At 42.6% G+C, this 16,708-nt stretch carries 20 protein-coding genes; 9 read left to right on the top strand and 11 right to left on the bottom strand.

The window, feature by feature from the left end:
- Positions 1-10 precede the first annotated feature (10 nt).
- Positions 11-1,069, top strand: a complete 1,059-nt coding sequence (locus tag K1I43_RS02640) for an ABC transporter ATP-binding protein (protein WP_035064948.1) — start codon at positions 11-13, stop codon at positions 1,067-1,069.
- The gene (locus tag K1I43_RS02635) at positions 1,066-1,995 is read left to right on the top strand and encodes an ABC transporter ATP-binding protein (protein WP_035064951.1); all 930 of its coding nucleotides are present in this window, start codon (positions 1,066-1,068) and stop codon (positions 1,993-1,995) included. Before K1I43_RS02640 ends, K1I43_RS02635 begins: the two co-directional genes overlap by 4 nt.
- A 100-nt stretch (positions 1,996-2,095) precedes the next feature.
- Here K1I43_RS02635 and K1I43_RS02630 read toward each other — a convergent pair whose 3' ends face one another.
- The gene (locus K1I43_RS02630; protein WP_019417864.1) at positions 2,096-2,287 is read right to left on the bottom strand and encodes a hypothetical protein; all 192 of its coding nucleotides are present in this window, start codon (positions 2,285-2,287) and stop codon (positions 2,096-2,098) included.
- 250 nt (positions 2,288-2,537) lie between these two features.
- On the opposite strand from K1I43_RS02630, the gene spxA reads away from it, so the two are divergent.
- Positions 2,538-2,948: a transcriptional regulator SpxA gene (gene spxA / locus K1I43_RS02625; protein WP_009362179.1), complete on the top strand. Its 411-nt coding sequence runs from the start codon at positions 2,538-2,540 to the stop codon at positions 2,946-2,948.
- 17 nt (positions 2,949-2,965) lie between these two features.
- Here spxA and cls read toward each other — a convergent pair whose 3' ends face one another.
- On the bottom strand, positions 2,966-4,474 hold the full coding sequence (gene cls, locus K1I43_RS02620; protein ID WP_220382604.1) for a cardiolipin synthase: 1,509 nt from the start codon (positions 4,472-4,474) through the stop codon (positions 2,966-2,968).
- Between the two features lie 57 nt (positions 4,475-4,531).
- On the bottom strand, positions 4,532-5,200 hold the full coding sequence (mecA, locus tag K1I43_RS02615) for an adaptor protein MecA (protein ID WP_009362177.1): 669 nt from the start codon (positions 5,198-5,200) through the stop codon (positions 4,532-4,534).
- A 223-nt stretch (positions 5,201-5,423) separates the two neighbouring features.
- Here mecA and K1I43_RS02610 point away from each other — a divergent pair, with 223 nt between their 5' ends.
- Together K1I43_RS02610 and pepF are read left to right on the top strand one after the other, a co-directional pair.
- Complete coding sequence (locus K1I43_RS02610; RefSeq protein ID WP_019417861.1) at positions 5,424-6,608, top strand: competence protein CoiA; 1,185 nt, start codon at positions 5,424-5,426, stop codon at positions 6,606-6,608.
- 37 nt (positions 6,609-6,645) lie between these two features.
- Complete coding sequence (pepF, locus tag K1I43_RS02605; RefSeq protein WP_100215872.1) at positions 6,646-8,442, top strand: oligoendopeptidase F; 1,797 nt, start codon at positions 6,646-6,648, stop codon at positions 8,440-8,442.
- Positions 8,443-8,472: 30 nt separating this feature from the next.
- On the opposite strand, the gene K1I43_RS02600 is transcribed toward pepF, so the two are convergent.
- The 5 genes from K1I43_RS02600 to K1I43_RS02580 form a co-directional block, all read right to left on the bottom strand.
- A complete protein-coding gene (locus K1I43_RS02600) occupies positions 8,473-8,637 on the bottom strand; it encodes a hypothetical protein (RefSeq protein WP_009362174.1) in 165 nt (54 codons plus the stop codon).
- Positions 8,638-9,125: 488 nt separating this feature from the next.
- On the bottom strand, positions 9,126-9,968 hold the full coding sequence (locus K1I43_RS02595; RefSeq protein ID WP_019417859.1) for a ClpXP adapter SpxH family protein: 843 nt from the start codon (positions 9,966-9,968) through the stop codon (positions 9,126-9,128).
- On the bottom strand, positions 9,955-10,356 hold the full coding sequence (locus K1I43_RS02590) for a globin domain-containing protein (protein WP_019417858.1): 402 nt from the start codon (positions 10,354-10,356) through the stop codon (positions 9,955-9,957). Before K1I43_RS02590 ends, K1I43_RS02595 begins: the two co-directional genes overlap by 14 nt.
- A 56-nt stretch (positions 10,357-10,412) precedes the next feature.
- Positions 10,413-11,024: a lytic transglycosylase domain-containing protein gene (locus K1I43_RS02585; protein ID WP_019417857.1), complete on the bottom strand. Its 612-nt coding sequence runs from the start codon at positions 11,022-11,024 to the stop codon at positions 10,413-10,415.
- On the bottom strand, positions 11,021-11,611 hold the full coding sequence (locus tag K1I43_RS02580; RefSeq protein WP_220382603.1) for a CYTH domain-containing protein: 591 nt from the start codon (positions 11,609-11,611) through the stop codon (positions 11,021-11,023). Before K1I43_RS02580 ends, K1I43_RS02585 begins: the two co-directional genes overlap by 4 nt.
- A gap of 129 nt (positions 11,612-11,740) precedes the next feature.
- Here K1I43_RS02580 and K1I43_RS02575 point away from each other — a divergent pair, with 129 nt between their 5' ends.
- The 4 genes from K1I43_RS02575 to K1I43_RS02560 are packed head-to-tail and all read left to right on the top strand — an operon-like array spanning position 11,741 to position 14,437.
- Complete coding sequence (locus K1I43_RS02575) at positions 11,741-12,097, top strand: UPF0738 family protein (protein ID WP_370628341.1); 357 nt, start codon at positions 11,741-11,743, stop codon at positions 12,095-12,097.
- 12 nt (positions 12,098-12,109) lie between these two features.
- On the top strand, positions 12,110-12,748 hold the full coding sequence (yjbM, locus tag K1I43_RS02570; RefSeq protein WP_009362168.1) for a GTP diphosphokinase: 639 nt from the start codon (positions 12,110-12,112) through the stop codon (positions 12,746-12,748).
- Between the two features lie 6 nt (positions 12,749-12,754).
- On the top strand, positions 12,755-13,546 hold the full coding sequence (locus K1I43_RS02565; RefSeq protein ID WP_009362167.1) for an NAD kinase: 792 nt from the start codon (positions 12,755-12,757) through the stop codon (positions 13,544-13,546).
- Between the two features lie 12 nt (positions 13,547-13,558).
- Positions 13,559-14,437 carry an RluA family pseudouridine synthase gene (locus K1I43_RS02560; RefSeq protein ID WP_019417856.1) on the top strand — a complete coding sequence of 293 codons (879 nt, stop codon included), beginning with the start codon at positions 13,559-13,561 and terminating at the stop codon, positions 14,435-14,437.
- On the opposite strand, the gene prpE is transcribed toward K1I43_RS02560, so the two are convergent.
- From prpE to K1I43_RS02545, 3 genes are all read right to left on the bottom strand, one after another.
- Positions 14,434-15,171 carry a bis(5'-nucleosyl)-tetraphosphatase PrpE gene (gene prpE, locus K1I43_RS02555; protein WP_019417855.1) on the bottom strand — a complete coding sequence of 246 codons (738 nt, stop codon included), beginning with the start codon at positions 15,169-15,171 and terminating at the stop codon, positions 14,434-14,436. The genes K1I43_RS02560 and prpE overlap by 4 nt on opposite strands.
- A 78-nt stretch (positions 15,172-15,249) precedes the next feature.
- On the bottom strand, positions 15,250-15,636 hold the full coding sequence (locus K1I43_RS02550; RefSeq protein WP_019417854.1) for a hypothetical protein: 387 nt from the start codon (positions 15,634-15,636) through the stop codon (positions 15,250-15,252).
- A 25-nt stretch (positions 15,637-15,661) separates the two neighbouring features.
- On the bottom strand, positions 15,662-16,516 hold the full coding sequence (locus tag K1I43_RS02545; protein WP_019417853.1) for an amidase domain-containing protein: 855 nt from the start codon (positions 16,514-16,516) through the stop codon (positions 15,662-15,664).
- Positions 16,517-16,708 lie beyond the last annotated feature (192 nt).

Genomic DNA, 16,708 nt, shown 5'->3' with positions numbered 1-16,708 from the left:
GGGTGGAACAATGGAAAAAGTACTAGAGGTAAAAGATTTGCATATTTCGTTTGATGTGTACGGCGGAGAAGTACAAGCTGTACGCGGTGTATCGTTTGATTTGCATAAAGGAGAAACGCTTGCGATCGTTGGAGAGTCTGGTTCAGGAAAATCGGTCACGTCAAAGGCGCTTATGCGTCTACTTCCGATGCCGCCTGCGCGCATTAAGCAAGGACAAATTTTATTAGAAGGTCGCGATTTGACAAAGCTGTCAGAAAAAGAAATGCAACGTGTGCGCGGAGCGGAAATTTCGATGATTTTCCAAGATCCGATGACCGCGTTAAACCCAACGATGACGATCGGAAAACAAATTACAGAAGTGTTATTAAAACATCAACAAATGTCCAAAGCAGAGGCGAAGGAGCGCGCCATTGAATTGCTTGACCTTGTCGGCATTAAAGAGCCAGCGCTTCGCTTTAAACAATATCCGCATCAATTATCGGGCGGTATGCGTCAACGGGTCGTCATTGCGATCGCGCTTGCATGCAATCCGAAAGTGTTAATTGCGGATGAGCCGACGACAGCGCTAGACGTGACGATCCAAGCGCAAATTTTAGAGCTCATTAAAGACATTCAGAAAAAGACAGGAACGTCGATTATTTTCATTACGCACGATTTAGGCGTTGTAGCAAATGTGGCGGATCGTGTTGCGGTCATGTATGCGGGCAAAATTGTCGAGAAAGGGACAGTTGATGAAATTTTCTACAATCCGAAACATCCGTATACATGGGGTCTACTTGCCTCGATGCCAAGCTTAGAACATGGGGAAGAAGAATTGTACTCGATTCCAGGAACGCCTCCAGATTTATTAAATCCGCCAAAAGGAGATGCGTTTGCCCCTCGAAATGCGTATGCGTTAAAAATCGATTATGAAATGGAGCCGCCGATGTTCCAAGTGTCTGACACGCACTATGCGGCAACATGGTTGCTTCACCCGAACGCACCGAAAGTCGAACCTCCGAAAGTCGTGCGCGAACGGATGAAAAAGTTCGAAGCATTAACGAAAGATCGAGGAGGGGAGAAGCGATGAACAAACTCGTTGAAGTGAAAAACTTAAAACAATATTTTAAAGTCGGTAAAGGCCAAGTCGTTAAAGCCGTTGACGATGTCACGTTTGATATTTATAAAGGAGAAACGCTCGGTCTCGTTGGTGAGTCGGGATGCGGAAAGTCGACGACAGGGCGCACAATTATTGGGTTATATGAAGCAACAGGCGGCGAAGTGTTGTTTAACGGGTTAAGCGTGCATCGGAAAAAGTCAGCGAAAGAAGCGAAAGAGTTAAAACGGAAAATGCAAATGATTTTCCAAGATCCGTATGCGTCATTAAACCCGCGAATGACTGTTGCGGATATTATTGCAGAAGGAATCGATATTCACGGCTTAGCATCGTCGAAAGAAGAGCGCATGAACCGCGTATATGAACTGCTTGAGACGGTCGGATTAAACCGTGAACATGCGAACCGTTATCCGCATGAGTTTTCAGGCGGTCAGCGTCAGCGGATTGGCATTGCGCGCGCGCTTGCGGTCGAGCCAGAGTTTATTATTGCCGATGAGCCAATTTCGGCGTTAGACGTATCGATTCAAGCGCAAGTTGTCAACTTAATGAAAAAGTTGCAACGCGAAAAAGGGTTGACGTATTTATTTATCGCCCACGACTTGTCGATGGTGAAATACATTAGCGATCGAATTGGCGTCATGTATTTCGGAAAAATGGTTGAGCTTGCGGATGCGGAAGAATTGTATCGCAATCCGATTCATCCGTATACGAAGTCGCTTTTATCTGCCATTCCGCATCCAGATCCAGAAACGGAGCGGACGCGTAAACGTATCATTTACGATCCGACGCAACATAACTATAAAGAAGGCGAAGACGTGCGCATGCGCGAAATTACGCCAGGTCATTTCGTCTATTGCTCAGAAGCAGAGTATGAAAAATATAAAGCGATGTACAGCTAATCTCTCGTTTGAGAGATTAGCTTTTTTCGTTTGATGTACTAAAGTATTATACAATATTTTGATTCGTTTGACTATTTTGTTTTTAAAAAAAGCCCCGAGATTATCTCGAAGCTTTTTTTCCGCCAACTGTTTTCCAGCCGGTTTGAATATGTTCGCTCATCGCTGTATGTAACCGCTTTTTTTGTCCACCAAATATGTTTTCACCAATGCCGTTTAAAATGACACCCATAAGCGCGGTGATGCCGATGACTAAAATGGAAACAATCGTAAAATCAATAAAAAATTGCGCCATACAAAAAACCCCCTTTGTTTGCCATGTCTATTTTTATTGTAGAGAAAATTTCAAATGAAAGCAACGAAAAACGAAACCATTTATATCGGACAACCGTATATTATATGTGTGAAGTGAAAAAAAGGTGTATCTTTCTAAACTTTTTTGTTGTATAATGTACGTTGTAAAGTTTTTTAAACTCATTTTAAAATAAGATGTGTTTTAATACAGAAAACTATGGAAGCAACCCATTTTTAAGGGAGTGATATATATGGTCATCGTGTACTCATCGCCAAGTTGCACGTCTTGCCGAAAAGCGAAAGCATGGTTAGAAGAGCATAACATTCCGTATAAAGAGCGTAACATTTTTGCGGAACCGTTAACGATTGAAGAAATTAAAAGCATTTTGCGCATGACAGAAAACGGAACGGATGAAATTATTTCAACGAGATCGAAAATTTTTCAAAAGCTAAACATTCAAGTCGACTCGTTGCCGTTACAAGATTTGTATGAAATTATTCGCCAACATCCAGGATTGTTGCGCCGTCCGATTATTATGGACGAAAAGCGTCTGCAAGTTGGCTACAACGAAGATGAAATTCGCCGCTTTTTACCGAGAAAAGTGCGGACGTATCAATTGCGTCAAGCACAGCAGCTCGTCAACAGCAAAGGCTTAGCGTAACGTACACGCTAAGCCTTTTATAATAATGGAGAAAGAAGACGGGCGGTTGATTCAGCGATGCGCATCCAAAGCGGGCGCTGCTGAAATTGGGCTATATCAATTTTTGATGAATGATGAAAATCGTTCATAAAATCATTGACTAACGTTTGTACGCTTGGCGTTTGATATAAAAATGCGTTCACTTCAAAGTTTAAATGGAAGCTGCGCATATCCATATTCGCTGTGCCAATCGAAGCGAGTTCCCCGTCTACGACGATAATTTTGCTGTGCATAAACCCTTTTTCATATTCGTAAATCGTTGCTCCTGCTTCTAATAATTCAGGAAAGTAAGAGCGGGAAGCGTAAAAAACAATTTTTTTATCCGGTCGCTTCGGCACAAGAAGCCGCACATCAATACCGCTTAATGCCGCCACTTTTAACGCCGTTAAAATATCTTCATCTGGAATGAAATATGGAGAGGCGATCCAAATGGAACGTTGAGCCGATGTAATCATCGCAAAAAATAAATGTTTAATGACTTCCCACTTCGTATCCGGTCCACCAGCGACAAGCTGAACGCCTCCGAGCGCATCATCAGCGACGGTCGGAGCGCTTAAATAGTTCAACGTCAATAATTGTTGCCCAGTCATGTAATACCAATCTTGTAAAAAAATAAGTTGCAACGTGCGAACGGCTTCACCGGAAACGAGTAAATGCGTATCGCGCCAAAAGCCAAAATATTCGTTTTTCCCTAAATATTCGTCGCCAATATTTAACCCGCCGACAAAACCGACTTTTCCATCAATGACGATAATTTTGCGATGGTTGCGGAAGTTGATCGTATTGTTTAAAAACGGCAAGCGAACAGGGGAGAACGGAATCATATCGACGCCTGCTTCGCGCATTTCCTGTATGTACGTTTTCGATAGTTTCCAACTTCCGACAGCATCGTATAAAAAGCGGACGTGTATCCCTTTTTTTGCTTTCGCCATTAATATGTGCTTTAGTCGTTGACCGATGTCGTCATCGCGCACGATGTAATATTCAAGATGAATGTGATGCTCTGCTTTTTCTAATTCCGCAAAAATGGCGGCAAACGTTTCTTCTCCATTCGTTAACACGCGTGTTTTTGTCGCCGTAGAGATTGACTCTTTCGTCAATCGTTTCGCTAGTTGTAACAACGGTTGTTGATGAGGTTTCATATACAGTTTTCGCTCTTGATCGGCACGATTTGTTTCAAGTTTGCGAAACGTTTGTTCATCAAGCAGCGCCTTTTTTCGAAAAAGTTGTTTTTTGCGATAATTTTGCCCGAAAAATAAATAAAAAATAAAGCCGACGAGCGGAAAACTGCCGAACAAAACGAGCCATGTGAGCGTTTTTGTCGGATGGCGGTTTTCTAAAAAGATGACGAATGAAATAAAAATGACTGACAAGGTGACAAATAAGCTGAACGTTCCGAGCAGCCAGCCTTCCCAATAGTCTTTCGTTATCGTTAAAAAGCCAATGAAAATAAGGATAAACAGTGCCACTTTTAAAGCATTTCTCATGTCTCGTTCACCTAACCTTACAGAAAAAAAGCCGATTTCAAGCAATTGAAATCGGCGTTATGAGTTTGGAAAATGTTTTGCGATCATCGTTAGCGCTTGTTCTTCGATGACGACTTTTCCGTATTCTTCAAGACGATGAATCGTCATTTGGGAATCTTGCCCATATTCAAGCAATATGCTTAACATATTGTCAATGTCGCGATCGGCATCTTCTTCTGTAAATTCGACGTATAAATAGTAGCTGTTTTCAAATGCGAATAGGCGATTGTTTAATGTTGAAAAATCGCGACGATGAGCAAGGGCGATGACGTCTTCAATATTTTTGAAGCGGATGACAAATTGTAGCGGATTTTCAGGCGCTGTCGATGATGATGTTTTAATGATGTTAAAATGTTGATCTAATATTTGCTCGATTTTTTCATCGACAGGTAAATCTTTAAATCGTTCATCGTTAATTGGAAGTTCTAACTTCGTTCCGTCTTTAGAAATTTGCGCTCTTGTGACGAGCACTTCAATGCCTTTTTCAAGCGCATGCACTTGAATCCAAAGCGGGCCTTCTAAATAAAGTTCCGCTTCTTGATGAATTTCGTCCATCATTTCCCAAAATAATTCTTCGCTTCGTTCGCGATTGTACCAAATTTCTTCGCGATCAAATCCGCGTTCTTCAATATCTCCGTACGATATATATAGCTTCAACGTATATTCATTGATGCGTTCGATTTCCATGTTCCTCAGCTCCCTTCTATAATTATCCATTCAGGAAGGGAATTCACCCCTGAGCATTCGCCCATCCTCCCACATCTTGTACTTCTATTGTATGACAAAATGTGAAAGAAGGGAAATAAAAAACGCCTAATTCAATAAATTTAGTTGTTCCCCTATTTTTTGTATTTCTTGCAGGACAATTGTTCATTTTGTTGAAAACATGTGAGGAGAAAGGAGAGGTTATATGTTTGTTGCTTTGTTTAAAAATGGGGAAGTATGTTCGTTATTAGACGATTGGACGGTTGAACAGTTACATGTATGGCGAGCGACTGAATCGTTTTTTTGTCCCGTTTGTCGCAAGCGGGTACAGTTGAAAATCGGTAAAAAACGCATGCCGCATTTTGCCCATGAAGCAAAATGTATCATTGAAACAGAGCGAGAAACGATCGCACATTTACAAGGAAAACAACAGCTGTACGAATGGTTGTTAAATGAACGGCTAGAAGTCGGGGTGGAAACGTATTTGCCACACATTCAACAACGGCCAGATATATTTGTCGTCCATCAGCAAAAGATGTATGCGTTAGAGTATCAATGCTCCACAATTTCATCCTCTTTATTTACGAAACGAACGAAAGCGTATATGAACGCAAACATGATCCCAATTTGGATTGTTCATTCGTCACATGTGCAGCGTCGCGGATTGTTTTTTCGATTGTCTTCGTTTCTGTGGCTTTTTTTCAACGACCAAGAGATGATCCCGTTTTATTGCTCAACGCAGCGCACCATGTCGTTTCTTCATCATCTCATTCCGCTATCGGCAACGATTGCATATGGGGAGTGGACGACGGTTCCGCTTCATGCGCTCTCGTTTTCTTCTTTGCGAAAACGAATGAACCGACAACAAACCGCCCTTTTTGACGCTTGGAACATAAAAAAGAAGCAGTGGCGCATGTCTCCTCTCTACTACCGAACGAACCGCACGTTTTGTCGCATCGTGTATGAAGCGCATATGACTCCATCGTTATTTCCGCATGAAGCAGGCATCCCCCTTCGCCATTCGTATTGGTTTGAGACGCCGCCGTTTGTTTGGCAAACGTATATGTTGCTTGAAATGATGAATATTCCGCTTCATGTGACGTTTTCGTTTCATCAATTATATGATCGACTGCAGCGTTTCATTCGTCAAAATCTCATTCATATTCGCTCGCTTCCGCTCGTTACAAAAACGCATTATTCATATGCGCTCATGGACTATTTACATGCGCTCGTTTCGCTTCGTTTTTTAAAAAAAGTTGGAAAAAGTTCGTTTCAGCGCATTCGGTCATGGTCGCTTCCGCAAAACATGGAAGAAGCGATTCGTGGAGATGAACAAGTGTTGCGACGAATTGTAAGCAAAAAAGAGGATTTTTTCGTAAAACGAGAATAATATATAAGTAAACATTTTGATGGAAGAGGTGATTCATATGGCAAAATCGTTGCCGACACGTAAAGACGTTCCGACAGAGTATACGTGGCGTCTTGAAGATATTTTTGCGACAGATGAACAATGGGAAGAGGAGTTTCAGGCGATTACCGCGCTTCTTCCGAAATTTTCGGAGTATAAAGGAAAGCTAGGGGAAAGTGCAGAAACGTTATATGAAGCGTTACAATATCGCGATCATGTGTTGTTGCGATTAGGAAAGCTATATGCGTATGCTCATATGCGCCATGATGAAGATACGACAAATTCGCTTTATCAAGGATTGGAAGCAAGAGCGGAAGGATTGTATGCGGAAGCAGGCAATGTGATGGCGTTTATCGTGCCGGAAATTTTAGCGCTTGATGAATCGGTCGTGCGCACGTTTTTACAACAATACGAACCGCTTCGACTGTATGAGCATGAACTAGATGAAATGAACCGCCAACGTCCACACGTGTTATCGGAAAAAGAAGAAGCGATCCTTGCGCAAGCGGCGGATGTCATGAATGCGTCGAGCAATACGTTTGGGGCGCTAAATAATGCCGATTTGCGTTTTCCGACAATTCAAGATGAGAACGGGGAAGAAGTGGAAGTCACGCACGGTCGTTACATTCGTTTTCTTGAAAGCGAAGATCGCCGCGTGCGGCACGATGCGTTTAAAGCGGTGTACGATACATATCGTAAATATGAAAATACGTTCGCTAGCACGTTAAATGGAGCGGTGAAGCGCAATAACTTTTTTGCGCGCGTTCGCAACTATCGCTCGGCGCGTGAGGCGGCATTAAGCAAAAATCAAATTCCTGAAACGGTGTACGATAATTTAATCGAAACGATTCATCACTATTTGCCGCTGTTGCATCGTTACGTTCAGCTGCGCAAGCGCGTGCTCGGATTAGATGAGTTGCATATGTACGATTTATATACGCCGCTTGTGAAACAAGTCGATATGAAAGTGACGTACGAAGAAGCGAAAGAGTTATTATTAAAAGGGCTCGCTCCGCTTGGCGAACAATATATTGCGATCGTAAAAGAAGGATTTGACAATCGTTGGGTCGATGTGCATGAAACGCGCGGCAAACGAAGCGGCGCATACTCGTCTGGTTCATATGGCACGAATCCGTACATTTTAATGAACTGGCAAGACAATGTCAATAACTTATTTACGCTTGCGCACGAGTTTGGCCATTCGGTGCATAGCTATTATACGCGCAAATATCAACCGTATCCGTACGGAAACTATTCGATTTTCGTAGCCGAAGTGGCATCGACGTGCAACGAGGCGCTGCTAAACGACTATTTATTACAGACGATCGATGATGAAAAGAAAAAGTTATATTTATTAAACCATTATTTAGAAACGTTCCGTGGTACGGTGTTCCGTCAAACGATGTTTGCTGAGTTTGAACATATGATTCATCAAATGGCGCAAAATGGCGAGGCGCTCACTGCACAAACGTTAACGGAAAAATATTACGAATTGAATAAAACATATTTTGGGGACGGCATCGTCATCGATGAAGAAATCGGCTTAGAATGGGCGCGCATTCCGCATTTTTATTACAACTATTATGTATATCAATATGCGACAGGCTTTAGCGCGGCCACAGCGTTAAGTAAACAAATTTTAGAAGAAGGCGCGCCAGCTGTCGAGCGCTACATTGCGTTTTTAAAAGCTGGAAGCTCCGATTATCCGATTGAAGTGTTGAAAAAAGCAGGTGTCGATATGACATCTCCAGAGCCAATCGAACAAGCATGCCAAGTGTTTGAACAAAAACTACAACAACTGGAGCAACTATTATAAAAGGCGACGGAATGGTCGCCTTTTTTCTGATTACCGAAACCCACGAAAGCGATGGCGGTTGTTGAGATAAGTGAAAAATGAAAAGAAAGAAAGGAATAAAAACGGAATCGATATGAATAGCGGAAATAACCGCATTAATGCAAAAAAGTGAATAATGAGCGCAACGACGATCCAAACGATATATAAAATGAGCATCGAATCCCTCCTTTCTTCAAAAGATAAGAAAGTATAAAATGTAAGATTTAGAGAGCTGTCTAGCTCCAAGCGCCATCGGCTCGAGTCGCTCCGCCCCTTCTTTCGGTGGCGACACATTGAGATGCTTCAGTGTCGTTACCCACGCAGAACCAAGCGCCCGCTTGGTTCGAGCTCTCCTCGGTGGGGCTTGTGCGCTCTTCGCGGAGCCAAGGATGGCGACATTTCGCCGTTGCCCGCAGGATGCGGGCTGCCTTTAGGCGGAATTGGGGCGCTTTCCGCTTTTCTTCATTCATAATAAGCAAAAGGGAAAATAATTATGACAAATGTGTGAACAAGTAAACAAAACACTTGTCAAGACATGAAGGAGTTTGTTAATATATAAACGTGAAGTGAATCACAATCAAACAAACTTATACCCCTTTGTTTGACCGTGAAAAATTTCTCCCATCCCCTTTGTTGTCTTTATGACAAAGAAAAAAGACTCGGTGTTAGCCGAGTCTTTTTTCTTTATCAATCCAGCGCCAAAACGAGCCGATTTGTTCCACTTTTTGTTTTAAACGTAGCTTTTTTAATTCACATTCCGCTTTGCAGCGGGGAATGTTATACACCATCGCAATGTCATCGATCGTTACGAACTGAGCGTGATGTAAAAACTGTTCAATTGGTGGAAGCGGAGATGGTTGAGGATGAAATCCGAGCATTTCATGGATTAAATCGACATATACGTCGTACGGATAACAGCCTGAAATTTTAATGCCTTCATCTTCAATATTTTCATTGAAAAAGACGAGCGTAGGAACTTCGCGAACATCCATTTCCGCACTAATTTTTAAATCGCATTGAAACGCTTTGACAGCGGTCGGTGAAGATAAATCGTTTATAAATTCTTGCACGTCTAAACCGGCATCGATGGCGCATTGAATAAGTGTACTTGTGTCTGTCATTGTTTTCCCTTGAATAAATACAATTTCTTGGAGTTGACGTAAAAAACGGATGCTTGCTTGCCGCCCTTGTAATTCCGCCGCTTTGACGGAAAGGGAGGCAACGTATGGAATTGGAAGCGGTGTCTCAAGCAACACTTCATCTTCACATGCGATGCCGATGCGCGTCGCATGTCGATCAATTCGTTTATACGCCACGCCGTTGAGCCGATCTAGTTGACCTGTTAAGACGTGGCGCAACGTAAAATATTGTCCATATTCCATCCAAAGCTTTTTTAAAACAGGTTCGAGCGCCCAACAGTCCGGACAAAGAGGATCGACAAATAAGTAAATTTCTAATTGTTTTGTCGTTCCTTCTTGTTGATCGATTCGCTTTTCATTCACCTTCATGCTCCTTTCGCTCATCTTCTGGGGTGTTAATCATATGTTGGGCAGTTAAAATAAGCCGTTGGTACAATTCATCTCGCACAGGTCCTTTTAGTCTGATCGCATCCATCGCTTCATGCATACACGCAAGCCATGCTTTTGCGCGCGTAGGCGTAATCGGAAACGGCAAATGGCGAGCGCGCAACATCGGATGTCCATGTTCGGCTGTATATAGCGGAGGACCGCCTAAATATTGTGTTAAAAATTGTTTTTGTTTTCGCGCTGTTTCTGTTAAGTCTTTCGGAAAAATAGGCGCCAAGTCAGGATGTTTGGCGACCCGTTCGTAAAAGGCATCGACGAGCTTTGCGACAACTTGTTCGCCTCCGAGCGCTTCATAAGGGGATTGAAACATACAGAAAACTCCTTTGTCGAAATATATCAATATTGTAACAACGACTTTGTTGAATCTCAAACGATGCGACTTGTGGCATAGTACGTTTGCATGACTTTTTTGACGTAGTTTATCGTTTCGCGAAAAGGTGGAATGCCTCCGTGTTTATCGACATTTCCCGGCCCTGCGTTATAGGCCGCAAGCGCAAGCGCCACATTCCCGTCATAACGATCGAGAAGTTGGCGTAAATATTTTGTCCCACCTTCAATGTTTTGTTTCGGATCGAATGCGTCTTGTACCCCTAGCATGCGCGCCGTGCTCGGCATTAACTGCATCAGCCCCATCGCACCGACGCGGCTTTTTGCTTGTGGGTTAAAATTTGACTCATGGCGAATGACTGCATAAATGAGCTTCGGATCGACATCATATTTTGTAGCGGCTTCGTCGATCCATTGCTGCATGCTGTTTGAAGAAAGCGAGGCATTTTCTTTCTCATATGTTGGTGCGTTCGTTTCTTGCGTCGTCATGAGTGGAAGTGACGGACGCATCGTTTCGGTTTCTTCATTCATTTCCGTCGTTAACAACTCGCGAAACAAGTCGTGAAACGGTGTTGTCGGCGCTTCTTTTTTCCCTTGTAAATTTTGTAACGCTTTCAGTTCAAAAAGCAATTTTAATTGTTGCACGTTCATGACGATCGCTCCGTTTCGTATTTTGCTTCGTAAAATCGTTCAATTTTATTTTTCGTTTTTCGTTTCGGAATATGAAACGACTGCAATAGCTCTGTAAACGTTTTTTCGCCTTCCGTTCGATCTGTTGCTTCGTATTCGATTTCATAGTCCGACACGTTCATATATTCGCTAAAGTCAAAAACGAGCGTGCCGTTTTTATACGGGCGTTCAACGCGGCGGGTCGTTAGCGCACCGAAGCAAACGACAGCTGTCGGATCAATATGAAGCGACTGCAACGTGTTTGCCATCCCGCCTTCAAGTCGTTGCGTGCCCGAAATGAGCGCGGTTGCGGTTTGTTTTGTTAATCGTTCGTGCGTTTCTAACAGCCCGTCTTTATATGGTTGTTTTAATGTTAATGTATATGTGTCATTTTTCATACGAATGCGCAATGCGCTTTTTTGTCGTTTTAATTGAAAGTCTAAAGTGTCAAAATAATAATTTTGTTGCACGTTCCATTCATCATCGCGCACCGCAAACGCCGTCGTTAAACGAGCAAATTCTTCAGCGGTCAACAGATTTTTAAATTCAATTTCAAGTTCCTGTTTCATCTCTTTTCTCCTTCACACCATTCTACTTTTTATTATCAACATGTATGAGAAAAAGTGCAACTAGTGAACATCGGTAGGTGAAATGTGGTAAAATAAAGGCGGACATCATAGATGGACGGAGGAAAGAACATGAAAATATATGTACATTCAGCTGAAAGAAAAGAAAACGGATGGAATATGTCATGTGACGAAACGCTTCAAGGCTTGAAGCCAAAACGGCATATGCTTGTCGATTCCGACGCGTGTGCGTTCGTATACATATTAGAAGCAAGCGATGCATTTATTTATGTTGTGATGCCAAAAGCGGTGTGGGGAGCGTTAAAGGAAGCACTTGCGACAAACGAGCCGATCTTTCTCGTTGGGCGTGATGCCACGCTTGAATTAGAAGGCATTCATGAAGAAGTGGCATATTTAATTGATAATATTAAAGGAAATGCAAACTACGGTGAAGAAATGGAACAGGCGGTAACGGCATTTTTCGCGTAAGTAGGTGGTTTCATGGAGAAACATTGGGAATTTTTTTTAGCTCCGTACAAACAGGCGGTAGAGGAGTTGAAAGTCAAGTTAAAAGGGATGCGCGCCCAATTTGAAATGCAAGGGGTGCACTCTCCGATTGAATTTGTGACAGGAAGAGTGAAACCCATTGCAAGCATTTTAGATAAAGCGCAAAAGAAAAATATTCCGCTCGATCAACTAGAAGAACAAATGCAAGACATTGCAGGCTTGCGCATGATGTGTCAGTTCGTTGATGACATTAAAACGGTCGTTCAACTGCTTCGGCAACGAAACGATTTTACAATTGTCGAAGAGCGGGATTATATTACGCAAAAAAAAGAGAGCGGCTATCGTTCGTATCATGTCGTCATTCGTTATCCGGTACAAATGATTTATGGTGAAAAAAACATTTTAGTCGAAATTCAAATTCGCACGCTTGCGATGAACTTTTGGGCGACGATTGAACATTCGTTAAACTATAAGTATAGCGGCAAGTTTCCGGAAGATATTAAGCAACGATTGCAGCGGGCAGCGGAAGCCGCGTATTTGTTAGATGAAGAAATGTCAAAAATTCGCTTTGAAATTCAAGAGGCGCAAGCAGCGTTTTCGCGCAAGCAAGAGTTAAAAGATAACGAGGAGTGAGGGCGCGTGAAATTTGCGGTCATATCAAAAGGGGATGCGATATCAAACGAATGTATGTATAAAATTCGTACATATTTAACCGATTTTCGTTTAACGTATGATGAAGATGAGCCAGATATCGTCATTTCTGTCGGAGGGGATGGGACGTTATTGTATGCGTTTCATCGTTATCGCAGCCGGCTGGAACAGACGGCGTTTGTCGGCGTGCATACAGGGCATTTAGGATTTTATGCCGATTGGGTGCCTGATGAAATTGAAAAGCTCGTCATTGCGATTGCGAAAACGCCATATCAAATCGTCGAATATCCGCTTTTAGAAGTGACAATTCGATATGTGCGCGGCGGGCGTGAAACAAAATATTTAGCGCTCAATGAATGTACGGTGAAAAGCGTCAGCGGCACGCTTGTGATGGATGTCGAAATTCGTGGCGATTTATTTGAGACGTTTCGAGGGGATGGATTATGTATTTCGACGCCATCGGGAAGCACCGCATACAATAAAGCGCTCGGCGGGGCGATTTTACATCCGTCGTTAGAGGCGATTCAAGTGGCGGAAATGGCGTCCATTAACAACCGCGTGTTTCGTACGATCGGTTCGCCGCTTATTTTGCCTGCGCATCATACGTGTATGTTAAAGCCGGTCAATGACGTCGATTTCCAAATTACGATCGATCATTTATCGCTATTGCATAAAGATGTCAAGTCGATTCAATGCCGCGTCGCTGATGAAAAAATTCGTTTTGCTCGCTTCCGTCCGTTTCCGTTTTGGAAGCGCGTGCGCGAATCATTTATTCAATAGAAAGGGATTTGTATGTTTCAACTTCGTTGGATCGTCACCATGCAACAAGATGGGATGCTCGTTCGTGAATTTTTAAAAGAAAAGCATATTTCAAAAACGGCGTTAACGGATATTAAATTTAAAGGTGGGAACATCGAAGTGAACGGTACACCGGTTACCGTTCGCTACGTGCTGAAAGAAGGCGATGAAGTGTGCGTGTCGTTTCCACCGGAACAAAAAAGTGCGGACATGGCAGCAGAACCGATTCCGCTTTCGATTGTGTACGAGGACGATTACGTCATCGTTCTTGACAAGCCGCCGCATATGTCGACGATTCCGTCGCGTGAACATCCGAATGGAACGATCGCCAATGCGCTATTGTTTCATTACGAAAAGCAACAGTTACAACCGACCGTTCATATCGTCACAAGGCTTGACCGCGATACATCAGGACTTGTGCTTGTCGCGAAGCATCGCCATGTGCATCATTTACTTAGCGAACAACAAAAACAAGGAAAAGTGAAACGGCGCTATGAAGCGGTTTGCCACGGCTATGTCACCCCGCTCGTTGGAACGATCGATGCTCCGATTGGACGAAAAGGGGATAGCATCATCGAGCGGCAAGTGCGGCCAGACGGTCAGCGGGCGGTGACGCATTATGAAGTATTGCAACAGAAAAATGAGATGACGCACGTGTCGATTCAATTAGAAACGGGGCGCACGCATCAAATTCGCGTCCATTTTTCTCATATCGGTCATCCGCTCGTTGGCGATGATTTGTATGGCGGCTCGCGCGCACAAATCGATCGCCAAGCGTTACATAGTTGCGAGCTGACGTTTTTTCATCCGTTTGTTGCACGCATGATGACGTTTCATTCGCCGCTTCCTGACGACATCGCCCGTTTGCTTTAGTCAAACGGGCGAAATTTTTCTGCGACATATGGCATCGTTGACGGGACGGAGACGGTTTCCATTTCCGGATAGCGAAGCGCCGTTAATCGTCCGCCGAATACGCAGCCGGTGTCGATGTTGACTGTACGATTTAGCCAGCGCGGCTCTTTCACTGGCGTATGTCCGTATACGATGAGCGCATCGCCGCGATAATGTTTTGCCCAATCTCGTCGCACAGGGGAGCCGTCTGGATGTTTTTCGCCTGTAATGTCGCCGTATAAGACGAACGTTTTTACTTTTTGATGAAATTGCCCAATGTAATCGGCGCGAATGCCAGCATGGGCGATCACAAGTTTTCCATCGTCTAAGACGGCATAAAGCGGCGCGTTTTCGTACAGTTTCATAAATTGCGTACGAATGCGCGTTTTCGTTTGCTCATCGGCTTGTTCCCATTCGGCAACCGTCGTTTCCAGTCCGTGTGTAATTTGCACGTTTCGACCGAGAAAAAAGCGGTATAGTTTGTCGCAATGATTGCCCGGCACGTACACCGCTTTGTTTTGTTGAACGAGCGAAACGACCGTATCAATGACTCGCAATGACTCGGGACCGCGATCGGCTAAATCGCCGACGAATGCAAGCTTTCGCCCGTTTGGATGAATCGGTATATCGTGTTCCCAAACGTAGCCAAGCTTTTTTGTTAGTAACGTCAATTCATGAAAACAACCGTGAATATCGCCAATAATGTCGTATATCATTTATTGATCTTCCTTTAAAAAATGTTTGCTATTCATTATGTACAAAAAATCCCCAGGGCAATACGCACTGGGGACTACTCATTTGCTATTTTGCCAAAAGATTTTTGGATCATATTCCGTAATTGTCATTTTGTCGTTATAAATACTTACTTGAATAAGTCGATGATCTTTACTAAATACATAGCGATTTTCGCCTATTTTTTTAATCGCTTCTTCATCTTTCCAGCCTTCATTCACAATTATCTGATAGAAAGGATGAGATGGTATTAAGTCAGGTGACATAGGTTCTTTTAATTGGAACATAGCTTGTTCGATAAAGACAGGATGTACCTTGCTTTTATCGCTATCTATTTTTATAACTTTTGCTCCTTCAGGAATTGGAAACCCATTGTACATAGGAATTTCTTTATTATTGCATCCTATCAACAAGCCTAACAAGATGAATAACAATATACACTTCTTCAATGTTTTCTCCTCACTTTAAACTGGACTAATTAGAATACCAGTAATCATTTGTTTGAATAAAGTAATGTTTTGCTGACGGATTGACTGATTTCCAAGGGCGGTTATAGTCACTTGGAGTATGTTGAGCAGTCAAAGGTTCTCCGTTGCTATCATAATTCACTACAATAGAAAGGTGATCGAAATAACCATCGTTGTCAAAGTCATATCCAACAAGACTACCTATTTTCAAATCTTTTACATTACTTATATAATAAGCACCTAATCCACCAGCATCATCGTTCCTTCTTGCATAATATACATAGTCATGAGCAACAGACCAACTTGTAGTGTTTTGAGTACCTTGATACCACCAACGCAAATCACCCCACCAATCCATATTTACCCCACCACCACGGTTAATTGCTTGTGAAACAAAATTTGTGCAGTTGTTTGCAAAGACTCTAAAGTCAGGGTTATTTTTGTTATACCAATTGTATGCATATGATTTAGCTCCTGATCGATTGTACAAATGTTGCGTGGACATTATACTTATATCGTTAGTTGTTTTAACAGCAGCAGTGTACTGTTTAGCCATCTCTTCGATTGTAGGTAAATTGTGATTTGGAGATTGTTCACCGGAGTAGTCCATTTCATCCTCGAATTTGTAGTCAACTAGTGAATATGAATCGCTTCTTTTGTTTTCGTTAAAAGAGAAAACAAACTCATGTGTTCTTGTCTCTAGCCATGGATGTTCCTCCATCTGTTTTTTATTTTTGTACTGATAGTATTTAGCTACCTCCACACGTAAGCTCAATTTGATTGCTTCATTCATTTTATCTATTTGTATATCATCTACGTTTAAAATTTCTATTTTCTTGTAGGATGCACCTAGTTCGTTCATATAATTTTTATCTCTCGTTATAATATTTTCTAATCTCAATTGCGACTTAGTGTTTTTCAGTTGAAGTATTTCACTTTCTTCTTGTTGTTGAGGAATGAGAGAGTTGTATCTCTTTTCAATAACTTTTAAAGCTTCTTAAACAATTTTATTTTTCTCTTGCTCGCTTATATTGTTATGGGCTGAAGTGGTGGA

Origin of the sequence: Anoxybacillus sp. ST70 (assembly GCF_019553625.1) — a bacterium.
Taxonomy (GTDB): domain Bacteria; phylum Bacillota; class Bacilli; order Bacillales; family Anoxybacillaceae; genus Anoxybacillus; species Anoxybacillus gonensis.
This window is presented reverse-complemented; position numbering and strand designations above follow the sequence as displayed.

What these genes read in the sequence shown, in the direction of transcription:
- K1I43_RS02640 (WP_035064948.1), top strand. Translation starts at nt 11, where the DNA reads ATGGAAAAAGTACTAGAGGTAAAAGATTTGCATATTTCGTTTGATGTG.
- K1I43_RS02635 (WP_035064951.1), top strand. Translation starts at nt 1,066, where the DNA reads ATGAACAAACTCGTTGAAGTGAAAAACTTAAAACAATATTTTAAAGTC.
- K1I43_RS02630 (WP_019417864.1), bottom strand. Translation starts at nt 2,287, where the DNA reads ATGGCGCAATTTTTTATTGATTTTACGATTGTTTCCATTTTAGTCATC.
- spxA (WP_009362179.1), top strand. Translation starts at nt 2,538, where the DNA reads ATGGTCATCGTGTACTCATCGCCAAGTTGCACGTCTTGCCGAAAAGCG.
- cls (WP_220382604.1), bottom strand. Translation starts at nt 4,474, where the DNA reads ATGAGAAATGCTTTAAAAGTGGCACTGTTTATCCTTATTTTCATTGGC.
- mecA (WP_009362177.1), bottom strand. Translation starts at nt 5,200, where the DNA reads ATGGAAATCGAACGCATCAATGAATATACGTTGAAGCTATATATATCG.
- K1I43_RS02610 (WP_019417861.1), top strand. Translation starts at nt 5,424, where the DNA reads ATGTTTGTTGCTTTGTTTAAAAATGGGGAAGTATGTTCGTTATTAGAC.
- pepF (WP_100215872.1), top strand. Translation starts at nt 6,646, where the DNA reads ATGGCAAAATCGTTGCCGACACGTAAAGACGTTCCGACAGAGTATACG.
- K1I43_RS02600 (WP_009362174.1), bottom strand. Translation starts at nt 8,637, where the DNA reads ATGCTCATTTTATATATCGTTTGGATCGTCGTTGCGCTCATTATTCAC.
- K1I43_RS02595 (WP_019417859.1), bottom strand. Translation starts at nt 9,968, where the DNA reads ATGAAGGTGAATGAAAAGCGAATCGATCAACAAGAAGGAACGACAAAA.
- K1I43_RS02590 (WP_019417858.1), bottom strand. Translation starts at nt 10,356, where the DNA reads ATGTTTCAATCCCCTTATGAAGCGCTCGGAGGCGAACAAGTTGTCGCA.
- K1I43_RS02585 (WP_019417857.1), bottom strand. Translation starts at nt 11,024, where the DNA reads ATGAACGTGCAACAATTAAAATTGCTTTTTGAACTGAAAGCGTTACAA.
- K1I43_RS02580 (WP_220382603.1), bottom strand. Translation starts at nt 11,611, where the DNA reads ATGAAACAGGAACTTGAAATTGAATTTAAAAATCTGTTGACCGCTGAA.
- K1I43_RS02575 (WP_370628341.1), top strand. Translation starts at nt 11,741, where the DNA reads ATGAAAATATATGTACATTCAGCTGAAAGAAAAGAAAACGGATGGAAT.
- yjbM (WP_009362168.1), top strand. Translation starts at nt 12,110, where the DNA reads ATGGAGAAACATTGGGAATTTTTTTTAGCTCCGTACAAACAGGCGGTA.
- K1I43_RS02560 (WP_019417856.1), top strand. Translation starts at nt 13,559, where the DNA reads ATGTTTCAACTTCGTTGGATCGTCACCATGCAACAAGATGGGATGCTC.
- prpE (WP_019417855.1), bottom strand. Translation starts at nt 15,171, where the DNA reads ATGATATACGACATTATTGGCGATATTCACGGTTGTTTTCATGAATTG.
- K1I43_RS02545 (WP_019417853.1), bottom strand. Translation starts at nt 16,516, where the DNA reads ATGAACGAACTAGGTGCATCCTACAAGAAAATAGAAATTTTAAACGTA.